This window comes from Cognatishimia coralii, assembly GCF_037478305.1.
Lineage (GTDB): Bacteria > Pseudomonadota > Alphaproteobacteria > Rhodobacterales > Rhodobacteraceae > Cognatishimia > Cognatishimia coralii.
In genome coordinates this window covers 74,381-89,949 of the sequence record NZ_JBBGAZ010000006.1, presented here as the reverse complement: position 1 = coordinate 89,949, position 15,569 = coordinate 74,381, and the positions used below count along the sequence as shown (strand labels likewise).

Below are 15,569 nucleotides of genomic sequence, written 5' to 3'. Positions count from 1 at the left end.
GCCCAAAGCCGCCGCGATTGTCCAAGTTCCCCCACCAATCGCGCAAAAGAAAAGGCCGGAGCCCGAGGGCGCCGACCTTTCCCGAAAATCTATAAAAGCTGAGCTTAGCTGCCCGCGCCCTGCAGATAGGCAATCAGGTTTGCGCGGTCTGCAGGTTTCTTCAGACCAGAGAAGCTCATTTTGGTGCCAGGCGCGAAGCCTTTCGGGCTAGTCAGGAAAGCGTCCAGATTTTCTGGGGTCCAAGTTTCCGCGACCGCAACCATCGCCCCGGAGTAGGCGTAGCCGTCTGCGGAACCAACCGCGCGGTTAACGACATTGAACAAGTGAGGACCGGTGCCATTTGCGCCGTCATCCAGCTTGTGACACGCTTTACACTTGCCGAAGACCTTCGCACCTTTGTCGACATCTGCCGCTGCAAGAAGCTCTTCCAAAGAGGGGCCTTCTTCGACGACCGCAGTGCTGTCCGCCGCGGCAACTTCGATCTTATAGCCAACTTTGGCTTCTTCGCCGTGCTTCCCGTGGCCGCCACCCATGTGGTAAATGGTTTCCGCAGCCCAACCACCCAAAAGGTAGATCAGCAGAGCACCGCAGAAAGCGCCGGTAATTTTGGTCAAAGTCATAGTGTCGAACATGCTACGTTATCCGTCTCGTGGCGTTTGACGGCTATCTATCCGCTTCCTTCTACCTTGCGCAAGCTATACTTACCGCGACCAATCGCCCTTCTTGCGAAAAAAGTGGAATTTTGAACATGACCCAACGCATTGCCTTTCAAGGAGAGCCCGGCGCCTATAGCCACGAGGCCTGCCGCAACGCGCGTCCAGACATGGAGGCGTTGCCCTGTGCGACCTTTGAAGAGGCCATTGCTGCTGTCAAAAACGGCGAAGCGGCTTTGGCAATGCTGCCGGTTGAAAACTCGACCTACGGGCGCGTCGCGGACATCCACCGCCTGCTGCCTCAAAGCGGGTTGCACATCATTGATGAAGCCTTTGTGCGGGTTCACATCAGCCTTCTTGCGGTGCCGGGCGCGAAGATCGAAGACATCGAAGAAGCCTTTTCACACCTTGTTTTATTGCCTCAATGCGCAGGGTTCCTGACCGAGCACGGCATTCGCGGACGCGTCAGCCCTGACAACGCGCGGGCTGCGCGCGAGGTGGCTGAAGCGGGAAACAAGGCCCACGCTGCCTTGGCCAGCGAGTTGGCCGGAGAGATCTATGGTTTGGATGTCCTCGCCCGTCACATCGAGGACCACGACAACAACACGACCCGGTTTCTGATCATGTCACCCGAGGCCCAACTCGAACGTCGGGACGCGCCAAAGGGCATGGTCACGAGTTTTGTCTTTCAGGTCCGAAATATTCCCGCCGCGCTTTACAAAGCGATGGGGGGATTCGCGACCAATGGCGTCAATATGACCAAACTCGAGAGCTATATGGTGGATGGCTCCTTCACGGCGACTCAGTTTTACGCCGAAGTGGAAGGCCATCCAGAGGATGAAAACGTGAAACTGGCCTTGGATGAGCTGGGATATTTCACGAGCTATCTGAATATCCTCGGCGTCTATCCCGCTGCCCAGTCGCGCCATACGTGAGATCGGCGCCCAATATATTGATCATCATCTCTGATGAGCATCGCAAAGACGCGATGGGATGTGCGGGCCACCCGATTGTCAAAACTCCAAATCTGGACGCACTTGCGGCCCGTGGGACGTTCTTTGGGAATGCCTACACGCCCTCGCCCATGTGCGTGCCAACGCGGGCGGCGATTGCGACAGGGGACTACGTTCACAAAACGCGCAATTGGGACAGCGCCACGCCCTATGACGGAACGCCACGCAGTTGGATGCGCCAATTGCGAGACAGCGGCATCGATACTGTTTCTATCGGCAAGCTACATTTCCGCTCTGGCGAGGATGACAACGGCTTCTCGCAAGAGATTCTGCCGATGCATGTGGTCGGAGGAATCGGTTGGACGATCGGGCTTTTGCGGGAAAACTTGCCGCCTTATGACGCCGCATCCGAACTGGCTGCAGATGTCGGCGTCGGCGACAGCAGCTATACCGACTATGATCTCGACATCACCGCCGCCGCTGAAAACTGGCTTGCAAACAAAGCCGGGTCCAAGTCTCCTTGGGCGGCTTTTGTATCCTTGGTCAGCCCACACTACCCGCTGACCTGCCCCCAAAAATTTTATGAGATGTATGACCCGGACAAAGTCGACCTGCCGGTGGGCTATGAAAACCGAAATCCCCCCGAGCACAGCGAACTCAAGAATGTCGCGGAATTTTTTGACTACGACCGCTATTTCGACGAACAGAAAACCCGCGAGGCGAAGGCCGCCTATTATGGCCTCACCAGCTTCATGGATAATTGCGTGGGGCGCATTCTGACCACTCTGGAAGCCAGCGGTCAGGCCGAGGATACCGTGGTCATTTATGTCTCGGACCACGGAGACATGATGGGCGATCAGGGGTTTTGGACCAAACAGGTGATGTACGAGCAATCGGCAGGCGTGCCGATGATCATGGCAGGTCCGGGCGTGCCGGTCGGACATCGTGTGAATACAGCCACGTCCCTGCTCGATTTAGCGGCGACCGCGGTGGACGTCATCGGCCTTGAAAACGACGCGCACAACCGCGCATGTCCCGGCGTGTCATTGCGCGAGATCGCCAATCAGCCGGACGATCCCGACAGAACTGTCCTGAGTGAGTATCACGACGGAGGCTCTACGACCGGCACCTTCATGATCCGCTGGGATCGCTGGAAATATGTGCACTACGTCGGGCATGACCCGCAGTTGTTCGATCTGAAGGAGGATCCGAACGAGCTGCAAAACCTTGCGACCGAACGGCCAAATCACCCAGAAACGCTTGCTGCCTTGAAAGAAGGCGAAAAACGCTTGCGCATCATTTGCGATCCCGAAGCCGTCAACGCGCAATGCTTCGCCGACCAAAAGGCGCGGATCGCCGAGCTCGGCGGGGAGGAAGCGTGCTTAACAGGATATCAATTCAACCACACGCCCACGCCTAACGAGCAAGCGCGCACTGAAAGAGATGATTTATCCGAACTTTAAGCCGCTTGCGTCTCGCGATAACGCTTTTCGAGGTTGCGCGATTGTTCAGAGATACGAGACGCCATGCGTTTCTCGATCTTGCCTCGCGTCAGCTTCATAGATTGCAACAGAAGGCGTCCAGTCAGGGTTTTCGCAGAGATATCGGTTTTCATCAAAAGACGGGTCTTGTGATTAGACAGCGCCACCAGTTCGATATCCAATTGCACCTCAATGGCGGGCGCATCCGCTTGAAAACCAAGCGCTTCGGGCTTTTCAAAACGGCTCACGTCGACCTGCATTTTCACAGTCTTGCCGCGCCAGGGCACGTTCAGATCCCAGGCAGATCCTAGGCCATCCGCCCCGTCCCCATTGCGCCGTGTGACCTCTGCACCTCGGCGCATGGCCATGCGTTCAAAAAAGGAAAAATCAGACAGCATTTCAAAAGCTGCGGCCTGCGGGATCTCAAGATCTTCGATCGTTTCAAACTTCATGACTGCTCGCGTCCCATCTGTTTTTACGTGGGGTATTCGATATGATGCGCGCAGTATGGCGCATTTTATCTTTCAAGTCGATCCGCAACCCAATGTCTTAAGATAAACTCCGCGATGGCGCCTTTGCGGGCGGGTTTTAGAAACGCGTGCTCTCCGGCGAGGGCCTGCATCATCTCGTCTCGAGGCACCCAGATCGCATCCTCGATTTCGTTTGGGTCGATGTTCAAATCCGTGCCAAGCGCTTCGCCGCGGAACCCCATCATCAGCGAATTTGGGAAGGCCCAGGGCTGCGACCCAAGGTAGTCCACACGCCCAACCGAGACCCCGGCCTCCTCAAACACCTCACGCCGCACGGCGGCTTCTGGCGTTTCTCCGGGTTCGACAAAGCCCGCCAAAAGAGAATACATGCCCTCTGGCCAGCCGGGACTGCGCCCGATCAAAACGGAGTCGCCTTTCGTGATCAACATGATCACCACGGGATCCGTGCGCGGGAAATGCGGCGCGCCACAGGAGGGGCATGTTCTTTGCCACCCGGCCTGTGACATCTCGCTTTTATGACCGCATACCGCGCAGAACCGATGGCTACGGTGCCATTCAAAGAGGGCTTTCGCGGTCGAGGCCAACTCGGCGTCGCGAGCATTTAGCCGGGTCATATTAGCCCGCAAATCCGCGAAAACCTGATCCGCAGGCAAGGCCGGATGCTGTTGTTCGGACAGGTCGACAAAGCTCTGATCCACGTCTTGATCGGGCGTCCAGCCAGACAGGTCGAAAGCCAGGCAAAGCCCGTCATCTTCTTGCCCTAAAACAATCGGCGACGCATTTCCTTCGAAAACCGGATGATCCGTCGGAATCCGCACCAAGCGGCGCGCATCCTCGCCGGACATCAAGGGTTTACCGCGCCACAGACATATCGCGTGCGCTTTACGTTCGCCGTTGCACGCCTCGGCTATAACCTCTGCGGTGCGCAAATGCGCGACTCGATCTAAACCAGAAGGTCCAAACGTAACACTGTCAAAAAGCTGCATGAAATGATCCTGCCCGTCGTTTGAGCCAAACTAGGCATTCTGAGAGGCGTAGCAAACGGAAAATCCAGAGAAATACGACTTGACCCAAAGTTTCGCTTTGGGATTTTTGCGTGTCATGCCATGGTTCAAGAAGTGATTACTTCATTTGATTATCAAATAGTTAACAAACCTTCGATACGACTTTGACCCCCTCCCCAACGTCAACTCAGTCTGAACCAACGATTGACCTCCGAGTCTTGGCAACAACTGACATGCATGGCCACCTAGGCGGCTGTGGTCAGACGACGGGCTGGGCCTTTGTGTCTAAGACGTTGAACCTGTTGAAGGCCGAGAACAGCAACCATCTGCTTTTTGACAATGGGGACTTCCTGCAAGGCACAGCCCTGTGCGACCTGATGGCCTTCGGCGCTTTGGGTCCCGCTGAAAATCACCCCGTGATCCAGGTGATGAACAAGATGGGTTATGATGCAATCGGACTGGGCAACCACGAATTCGACTTTGGCCTCCCTTTCTTGCGAGACGCATTGTCTGGTGCCACAGCTCCTTTGGTGTGCAGCAACCTAGAAACCGACCAAAATGTCTGGGAGCGAGATCTGCTGATCAATAAATCGCTCACCGACAGCTTAGGTCAGCCCCACAAGCTCACCATTGGCGTTTTTTCACTGATACCGCCGCAGGTGCTGGACTGGTGCAGGGTTCACCTAGAAGGTCAGGCGCGTGCCTATGAGTTTCAAGCAACCGCCGTAGAGCGCGTCACGTCACTACGGTCTCGCGGCGCGGATTTGGTCTTTGCCTTGTGCCATGCGGGCGATACGGCCTCAGAGGCCGAGGCGGCCAAGAATCCATTAGCCACAGACATCACGTCCATTCCGGGGCTAGATCTGGTGATTTGCGGGCACACCCATAGCGTTTCGCCAAAACCCGGCGAGCGGAAACTATGTGCCAGAAACCCAAGCCAATCCCAAGACAGCGTGATGCCGCTTGTCCTGCCAGGTGATCGAGGGAAATTCGTCGGCTGCATTGACTTGAAACTGCAAAAGAGCCCACGCGGTTGGACATGGGTCACCGCGGAATGTCGAAATATCGAAGTGTCAGAAACCGCAAACCCAGATGTCCTGGAGATCGCCGCACCATGGATCACGCGGGCTCAAACCGCGCTTGCCGCCGAGGTTGGTAGCTCTGAGATCGACATCGGCACGTTTTTCTCGGCCATTCAATGCGACCCCGCCACGCGGCTCGCGGCAGCAGCAAAACAGATGGCCGTTGCCCCGTTGCTAGAGGTCTTAGGTTATATGGATCTACCGGTTGTCACCGCCGCTAGCCCGTTTCGCGCGGGCCATGACGGGCCAGAGTGCTACACTGCCGTGCCCGCTGGCCCTGTCACGCTCAGCGAAATCTATGATATCTACCCCTATTTCAACGCGATCGACGCGTTCAAAATCACCGGAGCTCAAGCGCGAGACTGGCTAGAAGCCTCTGTCAGCGGTTTTTTTCAGTTACTGCCTGATCAGCCAGACCAGCCTCTGTGGAATCACCAGTTTCCCACCTATGAGTTTGATAGCCTGTTGGGCGTTAGCTACCAGATCGATCTGTCAAAGCCCGCTCTTTATTCCCCCGATCGGCGTCGACTCTCAGAGGCAGCATGCAGCCGAATTTGCGATCTGTCGTTGAGCGGAGAGCCCTTGGACCCGCATGCAGAAATGATCCTGGTCACCAACGCCTACCGTGGAGGCGGAGGTGGTAAATTCCCCCATATCTCAAGCCGAAACCGGATTCCCCTGCCTTTTCGAGACGTACGCGCGTGGATGCAGGTGCTTTTTTCGCGAGGTCTCACCGAAAATTATCTACCCGCGCCCTCCTGGCAATTCGCGCCTATGGCGGGAACGTCAGCAATTTTTAAAACGGGCTCGGACGCGTTGCGTTTCATCCCAAGCAATCTAAAGCAACGCCTGACAGACTTGGGCGAGACAGCTGGCGGCTATCGAAAATTTCGCCTGTCCCTCTAGGGGAACACAGCTTGCAATCCGTTTTTCCAAAGCTTATGTAGCGATTTGAGAGGTTGGCGCGGGCAAGCACCTCGCCAACCCGGTCAGATCCGGAAGGAAGCAGCCGTAACGAGTCCCGCTTGGGTCGATGTTCAGCCTCTCACCTTAAACGCCAGATGAACTTGGCGTTTCTTCTCCGACACCCGCAGATTGACCGGCAACCGCCCAGTCGAACTGCGCGTCGGTTTCAACCGCGCAATGGCGGACGTAGCGTAGTCGGGTCAAAGCATCGCTTACCGGTTCGCCCATCTCTATCAAAAGCCGCAAAACCGCCATTCCTGACCGCCCGCAGCCTCCACGGCAATGCACAAGAACGCGCCCGCCGCCTAACAAGGCCTTTCGTATTTTTTCAGAAATCTCTGCCCAAGCCTGAGACTGAGCGGCGTCTGGCGACCCGAAGTCTTTGACCGGAAAATGCAACCACCTCGCCCCAAAAGTGGGGACATCCGCCATGAACTTGGCGGCACCCAGCTGCTCAAGTTCTGCCAGCGGCGTCATGGTGAGCACAAATGATGGTCGCCACGCCTGAATTTGATCGGCATCCAATTCGTAGTCGCCGGTTAACCCCGGACAGGGCGACAAGGCCAAAAGGCCTTTGCCTGCGTCTAAAGAATAAATTGCAAAGTCTGACATCCCAAAGCCCGCGTCTACCTCACCGCACTTCAACCTTAGCGCGAAATTTTACATCCATAACCTCTAATCTAAACGGACGTCAAAAAAGGCAAGGCATAGTGTTTTCAGGAACCGCCCGAGGATCTTAACGCGTATCTTCCAGCACGGCCTATCCGGTAGACGCGCCGTCCCCTTGGCCTTAACGTGGACGCGATCCCGAATCCAAAGGCACAAGATGAGCGACGACAGTACCCAGACCACCGGCTATCAGGTTCTCGCCCGCAAATACCGACCCGAGACCTTTGCCGATCTGGTCGGCCAGGACGCCATGGTGCGCACACTGAAAAACGCCTTTGACGCGGATCGGATCGCGCAAGCCTTCATCATGACCGGTATTCGCGGCACCGGCAAAACCACCACCGCCCGGATCATTGCCAAAGGCATGAACTGTATCGGCGAAGACGGCACTGGCGGTCCAACCACCGAGCCTTGCGGCAAATGCGAGCATTGCCGCGCCATCATGGAAGGCCGCCATGTCGATGTCATGGAAATGGACGCCGCCTCGCGCACAGGGGTCGGCGACATCCGCGAAATCATCGACTCGGTGCATTACCGAGCGGCCTCGGCCCGCTATAAGATCTATATCATCGACGAAGTTCACATGCTCTCGACCAGCGCCTTCAACGCGCTGCTGAAAACGCTCGAAGAGCCGCCCGCGCATGTGAAATTCATCTTTGCGACCACAGAAATTCGCAGGGTTCCGGTCACGGTTCTGTCGCGCTGTCAGCGTTTCGACCTGCGCCGGATTGAGCCCGAAGTCATGATCGCGCTGATGCGCAAAATTGCGACCTCGGAAGGTGCAGAAATCGCCGACGACGCGCTCGCCCTGATCACCCGCGCCGCCGAAGGATCGGCGCGTGACGCAACCTCGCTTTTGGATCAGGCCATCTCGCACGGTGCAGGCGAAACCACCGCCGATCAAGTCCGTGCGATGCTGGGTCTGGCTGACCGCGGCCGAGTGCTCGACCTCTATGACATGATCCTGCGCGGAGACGCGGGTGGCGCGCTCAATGAACTTTCGGCACAATATGCCGATGGGGCTGATCCGATGGCGGTTCTGCGCGATTTGGCGGAAATCACGCACTGGGTCTCCGTGGTGAAAATCACGCCGGAATCAGCGGACGATCCAACCATTTCACCCGACGAACGCGCCCGTGGCCAGGCTATGGCGGAAAAACTGCCGATGCGCGTGATGACCCGCATGTGGCAAATGCTGCTGAAGGCGCTCGAAGAGGTCGCCGCCGCACCCAATGCCATGATGGCGGCCGAAATGGCGATCATTCGCCTGACCCATGTGGCCGACCTGCCCAGCCCCGAAGAGCTGGTCAAGAAACTTCAGGATACACCCCCGCCTCCCGGCCCTCCCGGCGGAGGCGGCGGCATGAACACACCGCAAATGGGTGGCGCGACGCAGGCCTATGCCACTGCCCAAGTCGCAGGCGGCCCCGGTGGCACTGTCACCGCCCTTGCGCCACAAGCCGATCAAGCGCTCGCACGGTTTGCGACCTTCGATCATGTGGTCGACCTGATCCAAAAGAACCGCGACGGGCTATTGCTCAACAACGTCAAGAAATACGTCCGTTTGGCTGCCTATCAACCAGGTCGCATCGAATTCGTCCCCGCACCAAACGCACCTCAAGACCTGTCTCAACGTCTCGGCTCCGCCTTGCAACGCTGGACTGGCAATCGCTGGGCCGTGATCCTTGTGAACGAAGGCGGCGCGCCGTCGATCTTCGAAGTCGAAGATGCGGAAAACGAAGCCCTCAGGGCCGAGGCCCGCAAGCACCCATTGGTCAAAGCGGTCTTTGACGCCTTCCCAAAGGCCAAGATCACCGACATCAAAACCCAAAAAGAGATCGCCCAAGAGGCACAGGCCGAAGCCCTGCCCGAAGTCGAAGACGAATGGGATCCCTTTGAAGAAGACTAGGCGCGCCTTGGTCCCTTTCGGACCCGCGTTGCTCTTGTCGTTTCATCCCCCGCGCCCTATCTAGCGGGCAACTCAAATTCAGGAGACAGAGATGCTCAAAGGTCTAGGCAACATTGGCGATATGGCCAAAATGATGAAGCAAGCGCAAGAGATGCAGACCAAGATGGCGCAGATGCAGGACGACCTGCAAAGCATCATCGTGACGGGTGAATCCGGCGCGGGCCTCGTCAAAGCCACCGCCACCGCCAAAGGCGATCTGACCGGCCTGGATATCGACCCGTCCATCTTTGTCCCCAGCGAAAAAGAAGTCGCCGAAGACCTGATCCTCGCCGCCATCAAAGACGCGCAAGCCAAAGCCGCCGACCGCGCCAAATCCGAGATGGGCAAGATCACCGAAGGTCTGGGACTGCCAGCAGACTTCAAACTGCCGTTCTAAGTGGGGCGACAAACGGCTTTCATCTTGCTAGAAATACTCAAAAGCAAGGGGTGGCCATGAGCAGCAACGACCTCGAAAATTTGATCGATCTGATGGCCCGCCTGCCGGGCCTCGGTCCCCGTTCTGCGCGCCGCGCTGTGTTGCATCTGGTGCGCAAACGCGCGCTTTTGCTGACGCCGCTGAGTGACGCCATGCAAAACGTCGCCGCCACCGCGCGCGAGTGCTTGAACTGCGGCAATATCGGTACCTCTGACATCTGTGATATATGCGCAGACGACACCCGCGCCACAGGCGAAATCTGTGTCGTCGAAGACGTCGCCGACCTCTGGGCCATGGAGCGCGCTGGTGTGTTCAAAGGCCGGTATCATGTTCTGGGTGGTACGCTTTCAGCTTTGGATGGCATCGGCCCCGAAGAGCTCTCGATCCCGCGTCTTGTGGACCGTGTGACCAGCGAAGCCGTGAGTGAAGTCATCCTTGCGCTTAACGCTACTGTCGATGGTCAGACCACCGCCCATTACATCGCTGATCAGCTCGAAGGTCAGGTTACGCTTACCTCTCTGGCCCAAGGTGTGCCGATTGGTGGGGAGTTGGATTATCTGGACGAAGGCACGATCTCGGCCGCTCTTCGTGCGCGGAAATCGATCTAAGATCCCTGTCAAAAACTGTCAGCACGTTCGGATAGGCAACAAACTGATATTGGAGATCCACAATGCGTTTCAGATACAGCATTCTTTACGTCGACGACGTGCCCGCCACGCTTGCCTTTTACAAAGAGGCCTTTGGCTTTGAGACAGGCTTTCTGCACGAAGGCAAAGACTATGGCGAGTTGGTCACCGGCGACACGAAGCTCGCCTTTTCGGCCAAATCCTTGATGCGCGAGATCGGCAAGACGCCGTCAGACGCAGACCCCAAAGCACCCAGTTTCGAATTGGCTTTTGAGACCGAAACCGTCGCCGAAGATTTCGCCCGCGCGGTCGCGGCTGGGGCTGCCCCGATACAAGAACCCACAGAAATGCCATGGGGCCAGGTGATCTCTTATGTCTCTGACCCAAATGGCTTCTTGATCGAGATCTGCGCCCCCATCTAAGCTCGCGCCAGGAGGATCAAGCATGGTTTACGCTGTCATCGGTGCGGGGATGATTGGGTCGGCGGCTGCGCGTCACTTGGCTGAGGCGGGGCATGACGTGATTTTGATTGGCCCAAGTGAACCTGACGACAAGTCCAAGCACAGCGGCGCTTTTGCCAGCCACTATGACGCAGGCCGTATCACCCGCGGCTTGGCAACAGATCCCTTTTGGGCACAGGCCTCCTTGGCCTCTATTGCGCGCTATCGCCAGATCGAAGCCGACAGTGGCATATCGTTTTACAACGACGTGGGCTGCCTTCTGGCCGGACCACAGGATGCCTCGCATTTGCAAGATGTCGGGCGCGTCGCGGCAGGCCTTCATATCGACGCAAAGCACCTTTCGCAGAAAGACATGCAGGATCGCTTTCCGTTCTTTGCTTTTTCAGAGGATGACATTGGCTATTTCGAAGCCAAGAACGCTGGAACAATCAACCCGCGCGCGCTCGTCGCTGCACAGATCAAACTGGCCGTCGCGCATGGGGCGCAAGCGTTGCGAACCGAAGCGCAGGCGCTCCGTGAAACCCCGTCGGGCCTCGTGATTGAGACCACGTCCGGCGACATCGAAGCCGATCAGGTGCTCATCGCGACCGGGGGGTTTGCACCAAACTTGATCGAAGGCCTGAACCTACGCGTCTATGCCCGCACCGTCGCCCTGTTCGAGGTCTCAGAGGCTGAGGCCCGGCGCCTGCAAGGCTGCCCTTCAATGATCTATCTGGATCAGGACGGAAACGACCCCTACCTTTTGCCGCCTATTCGATATCCAGATGGTAAAGTCTATCTCAAGCTGGGCGGAGATCCAGACGACCGGCATCTCGCGCCTCTTGAGATGACAGAGTGGTTTCAAAGCTGGGGGAACCCCGAGGTTGGCGCGCATCTAGAGGCACAAATGCGGGCGCGCATGCCTGATTTGCAAATAGACAGCGTAACGACAAATGCCTGCGTCACGACTTTCACCGACACCGGCCGACCACTGATCACACGCCATTCCGACCGTATTTCATTGGCCGTCGCCGGCTGCGGCGCGGGGGCGAAATGCAGCGATGAGCTTGGGCGGCTCGGGGCGGAAACCTTGCTGGGACGCGAGCTACCAGCTTGGGCAAGCCAATAAAAAAGGGGCCGTGCTGGCCCCTCTTTCCTGTCTCTCAGTGCTTGCCTTACGAAGGCTGTTCGTCCTCGTCACCAGACTCAGGCAGGTTAAAGAAGCTGTCCGCATCCGCGAAATCATCGTCACCGCGGGGATCTTCTTCTAGGCCCGCATCCGCAGGCGTGTCGCCAAGCGTGAAGGCCTCAAGACCTTCCATATTGGATGGCATACGTGGTTCCGCGTCCATCTCCAGAGATTGCTCGGTGGACACCAGCTTGCGACGCTCATCATCATTCATGACGCCGCCTTCAGCCGCCTTCTTCGCCGCTGCTTTCTGAACCGCTGCGTCCAGCTCAGACTGTTTACACAGGCCCAACGCAACCGGATCGATCGGCTGAATATTCGCGATGTTCCAGTGGGTGCGCTCGCGGATCGCCTGAATGGTTGGTTTCGTGGTGCCAACCAGTTTAGACACCTGACCGTCAGACAGTTCCGGGTGGAACTTAACGAGCCACAGAATAGACGCCGGACGATCCTGACGCTTGGACAGAGGCGTATAACGCGGGCCGCGACGCTTCTCTTCGCCCACCGCTGCTGCGTTGAATTTCAGTTTCAGCTTATGCAGAGGGCTCTCCTGCGCCGCATCAATTTCTTCTTGCGTCAGCTGGTTGTTGGCTATCGGGTCAAAGCCTTTGACACCGGTCGCAACGTCGCCATCCGCGATGCCCTGCACCTCAAGCTCGTGCATGCCTACGAAATCCGCGATCTGCTTGAAGCTGATCGTTGTATTGTCCACCAGCCACACTGCGGTGGCCTTCGCCATAATCGGTTTTGCCATATCGGCCTCCTAACGCATAGTTTTCCCCTCGCCAGACTTTCGGTCTGACGGCATCCTTTTTGGGGATGCGGGCTACCTTTTCGGGGGAACTTACGCCCGATATAGAGTGGATTGGCATAAAAGGAAAGAGTGAATGAAGCGTGTGGTAGCCTTGCTGGTTTTGGTCTTCGCATCCCCGGTTTTGGCCGAGGGCGAGCGGTCCGGGGAGTTTGATTACTACGTCATGGCCTTGAGCTGGTCGCCGAATTGGTGCCGCCTAGAGGGGGACGCGAAAGGGTCCGAGCAATGCGACGCGGATAAAGACCACGGCTGGATTCTGCACGGGCTTTGGCCGCAGTATCATCAAGGCTGGCCAAGCTATTGCCCCACCACAAAACGCGCCCCTTCGCGCCGCATGACCGCCGAGATGGCCGATATCATGGGCACCTCGGGACTCGCGTGGCATCAGTGGAAGAAACATGGCACCTGTGCGGGGCTGGAAGCCGCTGATTTTTTCGCGCTGTCGCGTGAGGCCTATGGGCGTGTGACCCGTCCGGAGGTGCTACGAAAGCTGAAGGACCCGATTTCTCTGCCCGCGACTTTGATCGAACAGGCCTTCCTGCAAGACAACCCAGAGCTCGAGCCTGATGGCATCACCATCACCTGCAAACAGGGCTATATCCAAGAAGCGCGCATTTGCCTGTCCAAGTCGCTTGATCCCGTGCCCTGCGGTCGCGACGTTGTCAAAGACTGTCGCCTCGACGATGCGCTGTTTGATCCGATCCGCTAGGGTATCTTTATGTCTCGTCTCTTTAACGCACTGATCGGCATCAACGTCCTGCTCCCTTGGATCGTATCGCTGATTCTGCCGATCCAAAGCTCTCTGCTGCTAAACGAAGTGGTCTTTTTCGGCTGTGTGTTCCTGATGGCCGTCGGCAACGCGCGTATTGCAAGGGCTTTACCTGATTACAGCCGCTGGATCTGGGCTTTATCCATTGCCAATCTCGCCTGCGCTGCGCTACTGAGCAGCCCAGCGCTGTCAACAGCCCTGCCGCTCATCCTGCGGCTTGCGACAGTTTAACACGTGTCAGTTTCACCGGTTTCTAATTAATAAGCAAGCCAAATACTAATTAAAGAAGCCAGATGACCACCCGCCTCCACACCGCCCTGCGCATCTACGAGACTACGGTTGCACTCTTTGTGTTGATCGTCGCGCTCTTATTGCCGCGGATTTCGGCGGTGGTGGTGGAATTCATCCCCGGCGCAGACGTTGTGATCATCTGTACGGGATCGGAATATGTGAAGGTCTCGCTTGATGAGGACGGCACCCCCGTCGAAGTCCACGAGACGCAGGACAGCGATTGTTTGCGCGCGTTGGCCTTGGATGTCACCGAGACCGCAACTCCCGCGTGGCAAACACTAGCCCGCGACTACAGCTTTGCTTTCTCTTTGCATGAGCACCCTGCCCCATCGGGCGAGATCCTCAAGACCCTAGAACCCTCCCGCGCCCCGCCTGCCTTGATCTGAGCCCCTCTTTCACTCTGATCAAACACAGGAATACTTATGACCGATGCAACCGCACCGGCGTCCCCCGCATCTTACGCAAGCGGCGGCGCACTTTATCGTCTCGTCTGGAAATGGCACTTTTTGGCCTCGCTTTATGTCTTGCCCTTTATGGCAATGCTGGCGCTGACCGGCGGGATTTACCTTTATAAACCGCAAATCGAAAACTGGCTTTATGCCGACTATATGCATGTCGAACAGACCGGCGCGGCCTTGCCGCTTGAGATCCAAGTCGATGTGCTGCGCGAGACCCATGGCATCACCCGTTTGCGCGGGATCACGCAGTATGACGACCCGACCCGCTCGACCAAAATCGAATATAACGATGCGGAAAAGGTCCGCTCCTACGCCTGGGTGAACCCATATTCCGGCGAAGTCCTAGGCACAGTCGCCCGCGACGAAATGCCGATGCGCATGCTTAAGAAGTTCCATGGCGAGTTGCTTCTGGGAAAGACCGGCACCAAATTCGTAGAGCTCGCGGCCCATTGGGCCATCGTCATGTTTATCACGGGCGCTTACCTCTGGTGGCCACGCGGCAAACGCACCTTGTCTCAGGCCGTGGCGCCCCCGAAAGGCGGGCCGTCCAAAGGCCGCAGCTGGTGGCGTGAGACTCATTTGTTCACCGGGTTTCTTGCGGTGGTTCTGGTCACGCCAATCCTTGTGAGCGGACTGCCATGGACCGACGTCTGGGGCGGCGGCCTCAGCCAAATCCAGAAGGCGACGGGGCAGAATTCGCAATCCATGCGCTTCCGCGGCGCGCCGAAATCCACGAGCGATTCTGGAGTGACGATCGCTTATGAGGACGTCTTTGCCATCGCCCGCGAAGAAGGCTTGAAAGCGCCTTACGAAATGCGCCCGCCGCGCAAGGCCAATTCGGCCTATTGGATCCGTTCGGCCTCAACCAACCGCAATGATCAGACCGAACTGGTGATCGACCGCTACAGCGGCGACATCCTGAAACGGCTCGATTTCAAGGACAACCCAGCGGTCGCGAAAACCGTGTCCTATGGCATCTCGTTCCACCAAGGAGAGCTCTATGGGCTCACCAATCTGATCCAGAACACGGTGGCTGCAATCCTAGCGCTGCTCTTGTCGGTTACGGGTTTTGTCGCCTGGTGGAAACGCCACCCTGCCGGAAGCCTTGGCGTGCCCAATGCGCCAGACGCGGCACTGAGCCCGGGCATGATCGCGCTGGTCGTGGTACTGTCGATCCTCTTCCCTCTGGTTGGTGCATCGCTAATCGTAGCGCTTATTCTTGATTGGGCGAACCTGCGCCGATTGCGGTAATAAAAAAGGCCCGAGCCTCGGTTTTGAGGCTCGGGCCAAATCCTTTGG

Annotated in this window: 17 protein-coding genes and 1 other RNA gene; 13 read left to right on the top strand and 5 right to left on the bottom strand. The window is 57.4% G+C overall.

Annotated elements, in window-relative coordinates; all coding sequences use genetic code 11:
- Positions 1–104 precede the first annotated feature (104 nt).
- Positions 105–632, bottom strand: coding sequence for a c-type cytochrome (locus WG622_RS12020; protein ID WP_339403808.1), 528 nt, complete (start codon positions 630–632; stop codon positions 105–107).
- A 116-nt stretch (positions 633–748) separates the two neighbouring features.
- On the opposite strand from WG622_RS12020, the gene WG622_RS12015 reads away from it, so the two are divergent.
- Positions 749–1,588, top strand: coding sequence for a prephenate dehydratase (locus WG622_RS12015; protein ID WP_339403807.1), 840 nt, complete (start codon positions 749–751; stop codon positions 1,586–1,588).
- A 17-nt stretch (positions 1,589–1,605) separates the two neighbouring features.
- Positions 1,606–3,069, top strand: a complete 1,464-nt coding sequence (locus WG622_RS12010) for a sulfatase-like hydrolase/transferase (RefSeq protein WP_339403806.1) — start codon at positions 1,606–1,608, stop codon at positions 3,067–3,069.
- Here WG622_RS12010 and WG622_RS12005 read toward each other — a convergent pair.
- Together WG622_RS12005 and nudC are read right to left on the bottom strand one after the other, a co-directional pair.
- Entirely contained in the window at positions 3,066–3,539 is a 474-nt protein-coding gene (locus tag WG622_RS12005) for an SRPBCC family protein (protein WP_209357412.1), read from the bottom strand. The two genes, WG622_RS12010 and WG622_RS12005, sit on opposite strands and share 4 nt — an antisense overlap.
- Positions 3,540–3,604: 65 nt before the next feature.
- Entirely contained in the window at positions 3,605–4,564 is a 960-nt protein-coding gene (nudC, locus tag WG622_RS12000) for an NAD(+) diphosphatase (protein WP_339403805.1), read from the bottom strand.
- 182 nt (positions 4,565–4,746) lie between these two features.
- Here nudC and WG622_RS11995 point away from each other — a divergent pair, with 182 nt between their 5' ends.
- Positions 4,747–6,570 (top strand): 5'-nucleotidase C-terminal domain-containing protein, encoded by a 1,824-nt coding sequence (locus tag WG622_RS11995; RefSeq protein WP_339403804.1) that lies wholly within the window; start codon positions 4,747–4,749, stop codon positions 6,568–6,570.
- A 46-nt stretch (positions 6,571–6,616) separates the two neighbouring features.
- An RNA gene (gene ffs, locus WG622_RS11990) (signal recognition particle sRNA small type) lies at positions 6,617–6,715 on the top strand.
- Here the strand turns inward: ffs and WG622_RS11985 are convergent.
- Positions 6,715–7,242: a protein-tyrosine phosphatase family protein gene (locus WG622_RS11985; RefSeq protein ID WP_339403803.1), complete on the bottom strand. Its 528-nt coding sequence runs from the start codon at positions 7,240–7,242 to the stop codon at positions 6,715–6,717. The genes ffs and WG622_RS11985 overlap by 1 nt on opposite strands.
- Before the next feature lie 214 nt (positions 7,243–7,456).
- Here WG622_RS11985 and WG622_RS11980 point away from each other — a divergent pair, with 214 nt between their 5' ends.
- The 5 genes from WG622_RS11980 (at position 7,457) to WG622_RS11960 (ending at position 11,878) form a co-directional block, all read left to right on the top strand.
- Positions 7,457–9,208, top strand: coding sequence for a DNA polymerase III subunit gamma/tau (locus WG622_RS11980; protein ID WP_339403802.1), 1,752 nt, complete (start codon positions 7,457–7,459; stop codon positions 9,206–9,208).
- A 91-nt stretch (positions 9,209–9,299) separates the two neighbouring features.
- Positions 9,300–9,644 (top strand): YbaB/EbfC family nucleoid-associated protein, encoded by a 345-nt coding sequence (locus tag WG622_RS11975; protein WP_209357417.1) that lies wholly within the window; start codon positions 9,300–9,302, stop codon positions 9,642–9,644.
- Positions 9,645–9,700: 56 nt separating this feature from the next.
- Complete coding sequence (recR, locus tag WG622_RS11970; RefSeq protein WP_339403801.1) at positions 9,701–10,291, top strand: recombination mediator RecR; 591 nt, start codon at positions 9,701–9,703, stop codon at positions 10,289–10,291.
- A 62-nt stretch (positions 10,292–10,353) separates the two neighbouring features.
- Positions 10,354–10,731: a VOC family protein gene (locus WG622_RS11965; RefSeq protein WP_339403800.1), complete on the top strand. Its 378-nt coding sequence runs from the start codon at positions 10,354–10,356 to the stop codon at positions 10,729–10,731.
- 22 nt (positions 10,732–10,753) lie between these two features.
- Positions 10,754–11,878 carry an NAD(P)/FAD-dependent oxidoreductase gene (locus tag WG622_RS11960; protein ID WP_339403799.1) on the top strand — a complete coding sequence of 375 codons (1,125 nt, stop codon included), beginning with the start codon at positions 10,754–10,756 and terminating at the stop codon, positions 11,876–11,878.
- 46 nt (positions 11,879–11,924) lie between these two features.
- Here the strand turns inward: WG622_RS11960 and WG622_RS11955 are convergent, their stop codons facing one another.
- Positions 11,925–12,692, bottom strand: coding sequence for a DUF1013 domain-containing protein (locus WG622_RS11955; RefSeq protein ID WP_339403798.1), 768 nt, complete (start codon positions 12,690–12,692; stop codon positions 11,925–11,927).
- A gap of 133 nt (positions 12,693–12,825) precedes the next feature.
- Between WG622_RS11955 and WG622_RS11950 the strand changes: the two genes are divergently transcribed.
- The 4 genes from WG622_RS11950 to WG622_RS11935 all read left to right on the top strand — a co-directional run bounded on the left by WG622_RS11950 (position 12,826) and on the right by WG622_RS11935 (position 15,521).
- Entirely contained in the window at positions 12,826–13,461 is a 636-nt protein-coding gene (locus WG622_RS11950; RefSeq protein ID WP_339403797.1) for a ribonuclease T2 family protein, read from the top strand.
- Between the two features lie 9 nt (positions 13,462–13,470).
- Positions 13,471–13,752, top strand: a complete 282-nt coding sequence (locus WG622_RS11945) for a hypothetical protein (RefSeq protein WP_339403796.1) — start codon at positions 13,471–13,473, stop codon at positions 13,750–13,752.
- 62 nt (positions 13,753–13,814) lie between these two features.
- Positions 13,815–14,198 carry a hypothetical protein gene (locus WG622_RS11940; protein WP_339403795.1) on the top strand — a complete coding sequence of 128 codons (384 nt, stop codon included), beginning with the start codon at positions 13,815–13,817 and terminating at the stop codon, positions 14,196–14,198.
- A 36-nt stretch (positions 14,199–14,234) separates the two neighbouring features.
- Complete coding sequence (locus WG622_RS11935; RefSeq protein ID WP_339403794.1) at positions 14,235–15,521, top strand: PepSY-associated TM helix domain-containing protein; 1,287 nt, start codon at positions 14,235–14,237, stop codon at positions 15,519–15,521.
- Positions 15,522–15,569 lie beyond the last annotated feature (48 nt).

Bases quoted from the DNA above. Each gene is read 5' to 3' on its own strand.
- WG622_RS12020 (WP_339403808.1), bottom strand. From the start codon at position 632: ATGTTCGACACTATGACTTTGACCAAAATTACCGGCGCTTTCTGCGGT.
- WG622_RS12015 (WP_339403807.1), top strand. From the start codon at position 749: ATGACCCAACGCATTGCCTTTCAAGGAGAGCCCGGCGCCTATAGCCAC.
- WG622_RS12005 (WP_209357412.1), bottom strand. From the start codon at position 3,539: ATGAAGTTTGAAACGATCGAAGATCTTGAGATCCCGCAGGCCGCAGCT.
- nudC (WP_339403805.1), bottom strand. From the start codon at position 4,564: ATGCAGCTTTTTGACAGTGTTACGTTTGGACCTTCTGGTTTAGATCGA.
- WG622_RS11985 (WP_339403803.1), bottom strand. From the start codon at position 7,242: ATGTCAGACTTTGCAATTTATTCTTTAGACGCAGGCAAAGGCCTTTTG.
- WG622_RS11980 (WP_339403802.1), top strand. From the start codon at position 7,457: ATGAGCGACGACAGTACCCAGACCACCGGCTATCAGGTTCTCGCCCGC.
- WG622_RS11975 (WP_209357417.1), top strand. From the start codon at position 9,300: ATGCTCAAAGGTCTAGGCAACATTGGCGATATGGCCAAAATGATGAAG.
- recR (WP_339403801.1), top strand. From the start codon at position 9,701: ATGAGCAGCAACGACCTCGAAAATTTGATCGATCTGATGGCCCGCCTG.
- WG622_RS11965 (WP_339403800.1), top strand. From the start codon at position 10,354: ATGCGTTTCAGATACAGCATTCTTTACGTCGACGACGTGCCCGCCACG.
- WG622_RS11960 (WP_339403799.1), top strand. From the start codon at position 10,754: ATGGTTTACGCTGTCATCGGTGCGGGGATGATTGGGTCGGCGGCTGCG.
- WG622_RS11955 (WP_339403798.1), bottom strand. From the start codon at position 12,692: ATGGCAAAACCGATTATGGCGAAGGCCACCGCAGTGTGGCTGGTGGAC.
- WG622_RS11950 (WP_339403797.1), top strand. From the start codon at position 12,826: ATGAAGCGTGTGGTAGCCTTGCTGGTTTTGGTCTTCGCATCCCCGGTT.
- WG622_RS11945 (WP_339403796.1), top strand. From the start codon at position 13,471: ATGTCTCGTCTCTTTAACGCACTGATCGGCATCAACGTCCTGCTCCCT.
- WG622_RS11940 (WP_339403795.1), top strand. From the start codon at position 13,815: ATGACCACCCGCCTCCACACCGCCCTGCGCATCTACGAGACTACGGTT.
- WG622_RS11935 (WP_339403794.1), top strand. From the start codon at position 14,235: ATGACCGATGCAACCGCACCGGCGTCCCCCGCATCTTACGCAAGCGGC.